The following is an 11,956-nucleotide window of genomic DNA, read 5'->3' on the forward strand; positions in this document are numbered from 1 at the left end:
ATCAAGCCTCCAGAACCGGCAGGATGCCGCTTGAAATCGCAGCGTTCAGCGCGCCGGTTGCGATGAGGTCGCTTGCCGCCTTGAGATCTGCCGCCATGTAGCGATCGACCTCCAGCGTCGCCACGACAGTGCGGATGGCGGTGATGGCGTTGGTCAGTTCCGGGCTGGTTATGAGAGGCGCGCGGAAGTCGATGCCCTGGGAGGCCGTCAGCGCCTCGATGCCGATAATGGCGAAGAGATTGTCGGTCATCTGCAGCAGGCGGCGGGCGCCGTGGCAGGCCATGGAGACATGGTCTTCCTGGTTGGCCGAGGTCGGGGTGGAATCGACCGAGGCCGGATGCGACATCTGCTTGTTTTCCGACATCAGCGCTGCCGATGTGACTTCGGCGATCATCAGGCCGGAATTGAGGCCCGGCGTCTTGGCGAGGAACGCTGGCAGGCCGTAGGAGAGGGCCGGATCGACCAGCAGCGCGATGCGGCGTTGCGAGATCGCGCCGATTTCGCAGATCGCAAGCGCGATCTGGTCTGCCGCAAACGCCACCGGTTCGGCGTGGAAATTGCCGCCGGAGACGACGGAATTGTCCGACAGAACCAGCGGATTGTCGGTGACGGCATTGGCTTCGATTTCGAGCGTGCGGGCAACCGAGCGCAGGAGATCGAGGCAGGCACCATCGACCTGGGGCTGGCAGCGGATGCAATAGGGGTCCTGCACGCGCTCGTCGCCTTCGATATGGCTTTCACGGATGACAGAGCCCTTGAGCAGGCCGCGCAGGGCAGCTGCGGCATCGATCTGGCCCTTATGGCCGCGCAGGGTATGGATGTCTGGATGGAACGGTGCCGAGGAGCCCATGGCGGCATCGGTCGAAAGCGCGCCGGTGATCAGCGCGGATTGCGCGGCGCGATGGGCGCGGAAGAGACCGGCGAGTGCCAGAGCGGTCGAGACCTGCGTGCCGTTGATCAGCGCCAGGCCTTCCTTCGCGGCCAGAACGACCGGGGTCAGGCCGGCGCGTTCCAGCGCCGTGCGGCCGTCCAGCTGTTCGCCATTGAAGAAGGCCTCGCCTTCGCCCATCATCACGGCTGCCATATGGGCGAGCGGTGCGAGGTCGCCGGAGGCGCCGACCGAGCCCTTTTCCGGGATGACCGGGATGACACCTTTTTCGAGCATGCTCTCGATCAGGCGAACGAGTTCGATCCGCGTCCCGGAGGCGCCACGCCCGAGCGAGACGAGCTTCAATGCCATGATCAGGCGGACGATGTTTTCAGCCAACGGCTGGCCGACGCCGCAGCAATGGGAAAGAATAAGGTTGCGCTGCAGGGTGGCGACATCCGCAGCATCGATCCTGATGCTCGCCAGTTTGCCGAAGCCGGTATTGATGCCGTAGACCGGCGCATTGCCGGCGGCGATTTCGGCGATGCGGGCGGCGGCCTTTTCGATGCCCTTGTCGAAGGCGGGATCGAGCCGGGCGGCTGCCCCGGTCCAGTAGATGGTTTCAAGCGTTGAAAGCGGGACGGAGCCCGGCTGAAGAATAAGCGTCATGTATCAGTCCTCACCAATGCGCGGAGCCGGGCTCACGCGTCTTTACATTCAGTGCCCGTTGCGCACACGCGCATGCAGCGGGTTGAAGCCCATGCGATAGACGAGCTCAGCCGGCCGCTCGATATTCCAGATGGCGAAATCGGCCCATTTTCCAGGTTCCAGCGTCCCCACTTCATCGACCAGACCCAAGGCGCGGGCAGCCTCTCGCGTCACGCCGGCAATGCATTCGGTGACTGTCATGCCAAACAGGGTGGCTGCCATATTCATGGTGAGAAGCAGCGATGTCAGCGGCGAGGTGCCCGGATTGTTGTCGGTGGCGATGGCCATGGCGACGCCCGCCTTGCGGAACAGATCGACCGGCGGCTTCTTCGTCTCACGGATGAAATAGAATGCGCCTGGTAGGATGACGGCAACGGTGCCGCTTTTCGCCATCGCTTCTGCGCCGGCCGCGTCGGTATATTCGAGGTGATCAGCCGAAAGCGCGCCATATTCGGCAGCAAGCGCTGCGCCATGCAGGTTGGACAGCTGGTCGGCATGCAGCTTGACCGGCAGGCCATGGGTTTTTGCAGCATTAAAGACCAGCCGCATTTCATCGGTCGAAAAGGCGATGCCTTCGCAGAAACCATCGACCGCATCCGCCAAGCCTTCGGCGGCGATGGCGGGCAGCATCTCGTCCACCACCTTGGCGATATAGCCGGCTTTGTCCCCCTTGAATTCCGGCGGCAGCGCGTGGGCGCCGAGGAAGGTCGTTCGGACCGCGACATCGCGCTCATCGCTCAGGCGGCGTGCGGCGCGCAAGGCCTTGGCCTCGTTTTCGAGGTCGAGGCCATAGCCGGACTTGACTTCGACCGTGGTGACGCCCTCGGCAATCAGCGCGTCCAGACGGGGAAGCGTCTGCGCGACAAGCTCATCTTCGCTGGCTTCCCGGAGCGCGCGGACGGAGGAAACGATGCCGCCGCCGGCACGCGCGACCTCTTCGTATGTTGCGCCCGCGAGCCGCATTTCGAATTCGTTGGCGCGGTCACCGGCATGGACGAGATGGGTGTGGCAGTCGATCAGGCCGGGGGTGATCCAGCGGCCACCGCAATCGATGATTTCGGCGGCATGTTCGATCGGGAAGGGCAGGCTGGCTTCGGCGCCGGCATAGAGGATGCGCCCGTCCTGAACGGCGATGACGCCGTTTTCGATAAGGCCAAGACCCGGCAAAGCGGGGTTCAGCGTTGCCAGCCGGGCGTTTCGCCACAGACGGTCGCAGGCGGCGGGCTTTGTGCTGTCTGGTGCCGATTTTATGGAAGACATCGTTTTCTAGCCTTTCCTTTTCGTGCTATTATGTATAGACATAAAGAAAATCAGCGCAAGTGGTTTTTTTCGAGCGGCGCAGTCAGGAAGGGATGAGGCCTTGACCAGCATTCATGTGAAATCGGCTCTGACGCCGGCGGGATGGCAGGCGGATGTGCGGCTGACGATCGAGGGCGGCAGGATCGCGACCGTCGCAGCGGGGGTGGCTGCAGAGGCTGGCGACGAGCGCCACGATATCCTAGTGCCCGGCATGCCGAACCTGCACAGCCACGCCTTTCAGCGCGGCATGGCGGGCCTTGCCGAAACCCGCGGTCCTGGCGCCGACAGCTTCTGGAGCTGGCGCACGATGATGTACCGTTTTGCGCTGACAATGACGCCGGATCATGCCGAAGCGGTCGCCAGTCAGCTCTATATGGAAATGCTGGAAGCCGGGTTTTCGCGCGTCGGCGAGTTTCATTATCTGCACCATGACATCGATGGCCGCGCGTATGCCGATATTTCTGAAATGGCGCAGCGTATCGCATCTGCTGCTTCACAGACGGGGATCGGTTTGACGCTGCTTCCGGTTTTCTACGCGCGTTCTACATTCGGCGGTGCTGCGCCGAACGAGGGGCAGCGCCGTTTTATCAACACGGCCGAGAGCTTCGAGCGGCTGCTCGATGGCTGCCGTTCCGTAGTCAAGGATTTGCCGGAGGGCCGCGCGGGCGTGGCGCCGCACAGCTTGCGGGCAGTGACGCCGGATGAGCTTGCCGCAGTCGTCGCAATGGCGAAGGATGGGCCGATCCATATCCACGTGGCCGAACAGGTCAAGGAAGTGGAGGATTGCGTCGCCTGGTCCGGCGCGCGTCCGGTCGAATGGCTGCTCGACAATGCAGGGCTTGATGACCGCTGGTGCCTGATCCACGCAACCCACATGACCGATGACGAAACCCGGCGGATGGCCGGGAGCAAGGCGATTGCCGGCCTCTGCCCGATCACCGAAGCCAATCTCGGCGATGGCACGTTTAATGCGGTCGTCTTTGCAGAAGCGGGCGGCAAGTTTGGTATCGGCTCGGATTCCAACGTGCTGATCGGCCTGCCGGATGAACTGCGCCAACTCGAATATTCGCAGCGCCTGGCGCATCGCTCCCGTAACGTTCTGGCGGCACCCGGCCAATCGACCGGACGCGCTTTGTTTGACGGCGCCATCGACGGCGGCGGCATCGCCATGGCAATCAAGACCGGTATCGCTGCCGGCAATCCCGCCGATTTTGTCAGCCTGCGTGTGCCGGAGGGCGATCTTGCCGGTGATGCGGTTCTGGATTCCTGGCTGTTTGCCAATGGCACGAAGCCGGACAGCGTCTGGGTTGCGGGCCGCAAGCAGGTGGACGGCGGCCGCCATCGCAGGCGGGACGAGATATCGGCCAAATTCCGTAGCGTGATGCGCGAGCTTCTGGCCTGAGCGCCTCTGTTTGCCATCCCGTCTTTTCCGGCAGGCGGCGCGGAAGAGTTTCTGCTAGGACCGAGCGGGATACATTGAAAGTGAGACCGTGGTAAAATCGCAGGATACGGACCGGGCCGTGGATGTGCCGCTTGCCGAAAGTGCAGGCGAGCTATCGCTGCATCAGCGTATCCTCGGCGATATCGAGGATCGTATTCTATCCGGCGAATGGCAGCCGGGCTTTCGCATTCCGTTCGAAGTCGATCTGGCCGAACAATATAAATGTTCGCGCATGACCGTGAACAAGGCGCTGACGCAGCTGGCAAAGACCGGGCTTATCGAGCGGCGCCGGAAATCAGGCAGCTATGTCACGCAGCCACGGGCGCAATCGGCAGTTCTGGAAATCCGCGACATCAAGCTGGAGGTCCAGTCGCTGGGCCTCGCCTATGATTACCGGCTGTTGAGCAAAACCCGCCGCCGCAGCACCGGCGACGACAAGCTCAGGCTCGGTCTGCCTGCGGCCGCTTCCATTCTGGAGGTGAATTGCACGCATTTCGGGGGCGTAAGGCCATTTTGCTTCGAGCAGCGGCTGATCAACCTGACGGCTGTGCCGGACGCCGCAGAAGAAACATTCGAGGTCGAGGCGCCCGGTCCATGGCTTTTGAACCGTGTGCCCTGGAGTGCGGCAGAGCATACGATCCGCGCGATTGCTGCCGATGAGATGATTGCCACGGCTCTGGCCATTCCGGGCGGAACGCCGTGCCTGACTGTTGAGCGCCGGACATGGAGCAACGGCTCCTATGTCACCCATGTTCGCCTGATCTATCCGGGCGAACGGCATGCGCTGATTGCCAATTTTACCCCGGCGCAGCCGAAATAAGGAAAAGGCGAAGAGGCCGCGCCGGATGCCGGCGCTGCCCCGTTGCCGGTGTGTTACTTCTTCGGCTTTGCGCCGGAGAGCTTGGGCACTTCCTTCTGGGTCGTCGCAGCGAAAGGCGTCGCCGTCTTGACGGCTTCCTTGTCCTTCTTCGGCTTCCTGACTTCCTTGTTGCTCTTTGCCTGTCCCTTGGCCATGTGCTGTCCTTCCTCGTTCAAATTATGGAGGGTGAGCACGGGCTCTACCCCTTGGCATCTTCCAGATTGTCTTCCGTCGCTACCCGTTCGTAGGTCTCGCCTTCGGTGCGAATCCGATATTGCGGCGAACCATCGCGAATGGGCAATGTTGCGAGAATGCGAAAAATCGTTTCGTCGCGCAATGACAAACCGACGGTACTTTTCATGCGGACCTTTTGCCCGACGGAAAAGCGGTGGAGCCGGGACTGTGACTGTCCTTTAGGCGGGGCGGAGTTGGTAGGCATGGCCGTTCTCCTTGACGTCAAAAATGGAAATGAAAAAAGCGGAGCCTGGCCCCGTTTTGGTCATATCCGCTTTTTTCAAGGAGCGTCTGCCGGGTCGGGAGCTGCCAGTCCATCCATGGTCAATCCCTGCCGAGTGCCGGCCGGAAGTGTTCATCCCGAATATAATAGTCTTTCCTAATCTCTATGGCGATACCAGGAGCGTTACTATCAGCTGCCAAAGTTGGCATCGACGCCGAATTCGAGGCTCATCTCGATCAGTTCATCCCAAAGGCTTGCCGCAAAACCGCGCAGCACCAGAAGCTCGAAGCTGTCTTCGCCCGTGCGCGAAATCAGCGCCGAAATATGGCCGATCAGGGTCATGGCGGAATGGCCAACCGGAAAATTCGAAACTGCGAGATCGACTGCCGTACCCTTGGCAAGCACCGCCTCGACAGACGCGCCGCTGATGCCGATCCGGACGCGGCCGTGGCCCTGATCGGAAATCGATGCCTTACCATCCAGAAGCGGCGTCTTGCCGAAAATCTCCGCGGCCGAAAGCGGGGCATCACCGATGACAAACCATTGCCCGGGACCATAGGGCCGCACGGCATGCGGCGTGCCGTCGCCGATCTGCGGGATCAGGTTTTGCAGGTCGCCGCTGCCACGGGCGCTGAGAACGTGCAGCACATGGCCTTCCGGCAGCGCCGTCAGCCTGATCCGCTGAGCGTTTGAAGGCGCGCCGAACGGACCGGACTTGGCATCGGCAAGGGCAGGGCGGTGGAGGAGCGCAAAATCAGCCATGGAGCTTTCCGTTTTCCGGATCGAAGAAGACCGGGCTGCACAGCACGGCTTTGGTATATTCGTTTTTCAGGTCGTTCCACACAGTCACATGTTCGCCGTGGCGCTTCGGGCCGTGCTTGACGAGCGCCAGGCCGATGGTCGAGCCGAGGTTCGGCGAGTAGCAGCTGGACGAGACATAGCCCTGGTCGTTTTCGAGCGAGGGAACAGCGCCGTCGGAGAGAATATGCGAGCCTGTCTTGAAGGTGGTTGCCGGATTGACCGGTTTGACGCCGACCAGCGAGAGCCTGTCGTCGGCCAGCAGGCCCTCGCGGGAGAGCATTGCCTTGCCGATGAAATCCGGCTTGGCTGCGGAAACCATCTTGGCAAAGCCGAGGTCGGACGGGATGACGGTGCCGTTGATCTCGGAATGGGTGACATGGCCTTTTTCGATGCGCATGACGCCGAGCGCCTCGACGCCATAGGGGCAGATGCCATGCGGCGCGCCCGCTTCCATGATGGCATCGGCAATCGCCTCGCCATAGCCGGCTGGCACTGCGAGTTCGTAGGCCAGTTCGCCGGAAAAAGAGATGCGGAACAGACGGCCTGTCAGCTTGCCGCCGCAGAGCGATACTTCCTTGGCGCCGAGGAAGGGGAAGGCGGCGTCGGAAATATCCTCGTCCACCAGTGCTTGCAGGATCATCCGGGATTTTGGCCCGGCAACGGCGATCTGCGCCCATTGATCGGTCGAGGATGCAAACTGCACGTCGAGATCGGGCCACAGCGCCTGGGCGCAGAATTCCAGATGGTTCATGACACCGGCCGCATAGGCCGTGGTGGTCGTCATGAAGAAATGGGTTTCGCCCAGACGGCTCGTGGTGCCGTCGTCATAGATCATTCCGTCTTCGCGTAGCATCAGGCCGTAGCGCGCCTTGCCGACCGGCAGCTTCAGGAACGCATTGCAATAGATACGGTTAAGGAACTCGGCGGCGTCCGTGCCGAAGATCTCAATCTTGCCGAGGGTGGAGACGTCGCAGATCCCGGCATTCCTGCGGACATTCAGCACTTCGCGATCGACGCTTTCGCGCCAGGTCGTTTCGCCGGATTTCGGGAACCAGGAGGAGCGGTACCAGAGACCGGTCTCGACGAAGACCGCGCCGTTCTTCTTAGCCCAGTCGTGCAGCGGCGATTTGCGGACCGGCTGGAAATGCTTGCCCTTGGAAGCGCCGGTCAGCGCGCCGAAAGAGAGCGGCGTGTAGAATGGGCGGAACGTCGTCGTGCCGACATCGGCCGGCGAGACCTTCCGTGCTTCGGCGAGAATGCCGATGGCGTTGATGTTGGACAGCTTGCCCTGGTCGGTCGCCATGCCATTGGTGGTGTAGCGCTTGGCAAGCTCGACATGGCCATAGCCCTCGCTGACCGCCAGGCCCAGGTCCTTCAGGTGTACGTCGTTCTGATAATCGACAAAGGCCTTGCCCTTCGATCCGTGGATGCGCCAGAGCGGCTTGGACACGGTCGCCGTGTCAGCTTTCGCAGCGAAGGCCGCAATGGTGTTTGAGAAGCCGAGTGTCTGCAGCGCGAACGCGGCTTTTGCAGCACCGTCTGCAAGGCAGGCTTCCAGGCTGCCAATGCCGGCGGCAGCACCGGCGACGGTCAGTCCGTCCAGCCGTTCCGGGGCGAGGAATGCGGCCTTGGCATCCGACCAGACCGGTTTTGCACCGCGATGGCAGGCCAGATGGATGATCGGGCTCCAGCCGCCGGACATGGCGAGCGCGTCCGCCGCAATGGTTTCCGGGCGGCCGTTGTTGAGGACCGTCACACCCTTGAGGCTCTTGCCGCCGCTGGCATCGACAACCACCGCGCCAGGAAGAATGCGTGCCTTGCCGGACCATGTGCGGGCCGCATCCGGACGGCTGTCGATGATGGCAGCAACCTCCAGGCCTGCCGCTTCCAGGTCGGCCGCAGTTGCATAACCCGACGCGTCGTTGGTGAAGATGACAGTGCTTTTTCCGGGCGCAACAGCCTGCCGGTTGAGATAGGATCGCATGGCGCTGGCCATCATGACGCCGGGTATATCGTTGCCACCGAACACCAGCGGCCGCTCCTCAGTGCCGGATGCAAGGATCGCCTGCTTGGCGGCGATGCGCCAGATGCGCTCGACCGGGCGGTTCGGGTCTATTGTGGCCGTGTTCTTCTGCACGCTTTCCACAGCGCCAAAGACATTGCCGTCGTACCAGCCAAAGACGGTCGTACGGGAAAACAGCCGGACATTGGGCATATCGGCGAGCTCGGCCAGCGTCTGCGCCAGAAGGTCGGCTGCGGATGTCCCACCGGCAGGCGCCGTCTCGGCCAGAAGTGAGCCGCCAAGCTCAAACCCTTCGTCTGCGAGAATAACGCGGGCACCGGCACGGCCTGCCGTCAGCGCCGCCGCGAGGCCGGCAGGTCCGGCGCCAATCACCAGCAGATCGCAATGGGCCCAGCATTTCTCGTAGGCGTCCGGATCAGGCTGATAGGTAGCACGGCCAAGGCCTGCTGCCTTGCGGATGATCGGCTCATAGACCTTTTCCCAGAAGGCAGCGGGCCACATGAAGGTCTTGTAGTAGAAGCCGGCACCGAGGAAGGGCGAGAGCAGGCTGTTGACGGCACCGAGGTCGAAATCGACCGAAGGCCAGCGGTTCTGGCTTTTTGCAGTCAGGCCGCTGTAGAGCTCGACCAGCGTGGCGCGGGTATTGGCTTCCGTGCGGCCGCCTTCGCCAATGGTCACAAGCGCATTCGGTTCGGCTGCACCGGCCGTCAGGATGCCGCGTGGGCGGTGATATTTGAAACTGCGGCCGACTAGCTGGCGGCCGTTGGCAAGAAGCGCTGACGCCAGCGTGTCGCCGGAAAAGCCCTGCATCGGCTTGCCGTCGAAGGTGAAATCGAGCGGCTTTGCGCGGTTGAGGCGTCCGCCCTTGGAAAGACGATAGGATGTCATGCGGTCTCTCCCTTCGCGCTGGCATCCGTGACCGCATAGATCGCGTGGGTCATCGTATCGCGCTCGACCACCAGCCAGCGGCGGCAGCCGGATGTGTGGTGCCAATGTTCGCTATGGCGGCCGCGCGGATTGTCGCGCAGGTAGACATAGGCGTACCAGGCATCCTCACCGGCATCGGGTGCCGGGCGGATTAGGCCCGCGTCGCCGCGAACGGTGAATTCTTCTTTGGGGCGCGGCCCGCAATGGGGGCAGGCGATCAGGCTGGCCATGACATGTCCTCAGTGCAGATTGGGTTGCGAGCCAACGCCCTTTTCATCGATCATCCGGCCGCGTGCGAAGCGGTCGAGCCTGAAGGCGCGGCCAGTCTCATGCGGTTCGTTCCTGGCGATCAGATGGGCGTAGCAGAAGCCGGAAGCGGGCGTGGCCTTGAAGCCGCCGTAACACCAGCCGGCATTCAGGTAGAGATTGTCGATAGGGGTGCGGTCGATGATCGGCGAGCCATCCATGCTCATGTCCATCACCCCGCCCCAGCACCGCAGAACCCGCACCCGCGACAAGGCGGGGATCATCGCGACGCCGGCCTCGGCGACATGTTCGACGGTCGCCAAATTGCCGCGTTGGGCATAGGAATTGTAGCCGTCGATATCGCCACCGAAGACGAGGCCGCCCTTGTCCGACTGCGAGACATAGAAGTGTCCGGCGCCGAAGGTGACGACATTGTCGATGAAAGGCTTCAACCCTTCCGAGACGAAGGCCTGCAGCACATGGCTTTCGATCGGCAGTTTCATATCGACCATGTCGGCCACGGTGGTGGAATTGCCGGCCGCCGCCAGCGCCAGCTTGCCGCAGCCGATAAAGCCCTGACTGGTTTCGACACCCACGACGCGGCCGTTTTCGCGGCGAATTCCAGTGACTTCGCAATTCTGGATGATATCGACGCCGCGCATATCGGCGCCCCGTGCATAGCCCCAGGCCACGGCGTCATGGCGCACCGTGCCGCCGCGCTTTTGCATCAGCGCGCCCTGGATCGGAAAGCGGGCATTGTCGTAATCGAGGAAGGGCAGCATCTGGCGCACCGCGTTGCGGTCGAGCAGATCGGCATCGACGCCGTGCAGGCGCATAGCATTGCCGCGCCGGGTATAGGCATCGCGCTGGGCGTCAGAATGATAAAGGTTCAGCACGCCGCGCTGCGAGACCATGGCGTTGAAGTTGAAATCCTGCTCCAGCCCTTCCCAGAGCTTCATCGACAGTTCGTAGAACGGGTTGTTGCCCTCAAGCAGGTAGTTGGAGCGGATGATCGTCGTGTTGCGGCCGACATTGCCGGAGCCGATATAGTTCTTTTCCAAAACGGCGACGTTGGTGACGCCGAATTCCTTGGCGAGATAATAGGCCGTGGCCAGACCATGCCCGCCGCCGCCAATGATGATGACATCATAGTGGTTCTTCGGAACCGGGCTGCGCCATGCCGGCTTCCAGCCCTTGTTGCCACGCAGGGCATTCAGAAAAACGGAAAAGGCGGAGTAGCGCATGGCAATCGAATCCCGGTGAACCGCTGCAATCATGACAGGATTGCATTTCCAGACTTGCAGGAAAAGGACGTTTTAAGTCATAATCGGGACATGGTGTCAGATGATCTGAAAAACGTCCAGAAGATCGGCTTCATCCTCATTCCGGAATTTGCGCTGATGTCCTATGCCTCTGCGGTAGAACCGTTGCGGGCTGCCAATCTTCTCGCGGGCCGGGACATCTATGCGCTTTCTGCACATACAGTCGAAGGCGCTGCCGGCATGACCTCTTCCGGCATTCCGGTGCCTGCCACGCCGCTGCCGGTTCGGGGCTCCGGATTTCACACCGTTTTCGTCTGCGCCGGCGGCACGCCGGTCAATTGGAATGTTCCGCCGGTGCTTGCCTGCCTGCGCCAGATTGCCCGCGACGGCGTGCGCATCGGCGGCATTTCCGGCGGACCCTATCTGATGGCGGCGGCGGGACTTTTGGAGGATCGCGATTTTACCATCCACTGGGAGCATGCGCCGGCGCTGATGGAGGCATTTCCCGGTCTTCCTCCACGCCAGGCGCGCTATGTCCTCGACGGCAACCGCATCACCTGCGGTGGCGGCGTGGCGCCGCTTGACATGATGCATGCGCTGATTTCCGAGCGCATGGGATCGGATTTCGCCCGGCGGGTCAGCGACTGGTATCTGCATACCCATGTGGAGAGTTCCGGAGCCCCGCAGCGGGCCTCGCTGGCGCAGCGCTATGGCATCAACCATCCGGGCCTGCTGACCGTGCTCGAGAAAATGGAGGCGACGATCGAAGCGCCGCTTGACCGCCAGACGATGGCGGCTTTGGCGGGGCTTTCCCCGCGTCATCTCGACCGGCTGTTTTCCAGCCTAATGGGGTCGTCCTTTCTTCTCGAATACCGCAAGCTGCGGCTCGACCATGCCCGCCGGCTGCTGCAGCAAAGTCCGCTTTCCATCTCGGAAATCGCCTTTGCCACCGGCTTTTCCAGTGCCGGTCATTTCTCCCGCAGCTATCGCACCGCATTTGGCGAAGCGCCGCGGTCGCAGCGGCAAATTGGCACTGCCGCAAGCCGCTGATCAATATTCTTCCCG

General features: G+C 62.2%; 11 protein-coding genes. 3 read left to right on the forward strand and 8 right to left on the reverse strand.

The window, feature by feature from the left end; all coding sequences use genetic code 11:
• Nucleotide 1 precedes the first annotated feature (1 nt).
• Both hutH and hutI read right to left on the reverse strand, forming a co-directional pair.
• Nucleotides 2-1,537, reverse strand: a complete 1,536-nt coding sequence (gene hutH, locus PYR65_RS04100; RefSeq protein ID WP_276120000.1) for a histidine ammonia-lyase — start codon at nt 1,535-1,537, stop codon at nt 2-4.
• Nucleotides 1,538-1,585: 48 nt separating this feature from the next.
• Nucleotides 1,586-2,836: an imidazolonepropionase gene (gene hutI / locus PYR65_RS04105; RefSeq protein WP_276120001.1), complete on the reverse strand. Its 1,251-nt coding sequence runs from the start codon at nt 2,834-2,836 to the stop codon at nt 1,586-1,588.
• Nucleotides 2,837-2,936: 100 nt separating this feature from the next.
• On the opposite strand from hutI, the gene PYR65_RS04110 reads away from it, so the two are divergent.
• The gene (locus PYR65_RS04110) at nt 2,937-4,277 is read left to right on the forward strand and encodes a formimidoylglutamate deiminase (RefSeq protein WP_276120002.1); all 1,341 of its coding nucleotides are present in this window, start codon (nt 2,937-2,939) and stop codon (nt 4,275-4,277) included.
• A 118-nt stretch (nt 4,278-4,395) separates the two neighbouring features.
• A complete protein-coding gene (hutC, locus tag PYR65_RS04115) occupies nt 4,396-5,136 on the forward strand; it encodes a histidine utilization repressor (RefSeq protein WP_407951307.1) in 741 nt (246 codons plus the stop codon).
• A gap of 53 nt (nt 5,137-5,189) precedes the next feature.
• Here hutC and PYR65_RS04120 read toward each other — a convergent pair whose 3' ends face one another.
• From PYR65_RS04120 to PYR65_RS04145, 6 genes are all read right to left on the reverse strand, one after another.
• Complete coding sequence (locus tag PYR65_RS04120) at nt 5,190-5,330, reverse strand: hypothetical protein (protein ID WP_200953611.1); 141 nt, start codon at nt 5,328-5,330, stop codon at nt 5,190-5,192.
• A gap of 44 nt (nt 5,331-5,374) precedes the next feature.
• Nucleotides 5,375-5,536 (reverse strand): hypothetical protein, encoded by a 162-nt coding sequence (locus PYR65_RS04125; protein WP_328518498.1) that lies wholly within the window; start codon nt 5,534-5,536, stop codon nt 5,375-5,377.
• A gap of 285 nt (nt 5,537-5,821) precedes the next feature.
• A complete protein-coding gene (locus tag PYR65_RS04130; protein ID WP_276120003.1) occupies nt 5,822-6,394 on the reverse strand; it encodes a sarcosine oxidase subunit gamma family protein in 573 nt (190 codons plus the stop codon).
• Entirely contained in the window at nt 6,387-9,344 is a 2,958-nt protein-coding gene (locus tag PYR65_RS04135; RefSeq protein ID WP_276120004.1) for a sarcosine oxidase subunit alpha family protein, read from the reverse strand. Before PYR65_RS04135 ends, PYR65_RS04130 begins: the two co-directional genes overlap by 8 nt.
• On the reverse strand, nt 9,341-9,613 hold the full coding sequence (locus tag PYR65_RS04140; protein WP_276120005.1) for a sarcosine oxidase subunit delta: 273 nt from the start codon (nt 9,611-9,613) through the stop codon (nt 9,341-9,343). The genes PYR65_RS04135 and PYR65_RS04140 overlap by 4 nt, the downstream gene beginning before the upstream one ends.
• A gap of 9 nt (nt 9,614-9,622) precedes the next feature.
• Entirely contained in the window at nt 9,623-10,873 is a 1,251-nt protein-coding gene (locus PYR65_RS04145; RefSeq protein ID WP_276120960.1) for a sarcosine oxidase subunit beta family protein, read from the reverse strand.
• A gap of 90 nt (nt 10,874-10,963) precedes the next feature.
• Here PYR65_RS04145 and PYR65_RS04150 point away from each other — a divergent pair, with 90 nt between their 5' ends.
• Entirely contained in the window at nt 10,964-11,941 is a 978-nt protein-coding gene (locus tag PYR65_RS04150; RefSeq protein WP_276120006.1) for a GlxA family transcriptional regulator, read from the forward strand.
• Nucleotides 11,942-11,956: the final 15 nt, after the last annotated feature.

Origin of the sequence: Pararhizobium qamdonense, from assembly GCF_029277445.1 — a bacterium.
Taxonomy (GTDB): Bacteria; Pseudomonadota; Alphaproteobacteria; order Rhizobiales; family Rhizobiaceae; genus Pararhizobium; species Pararhizobium qamdonense.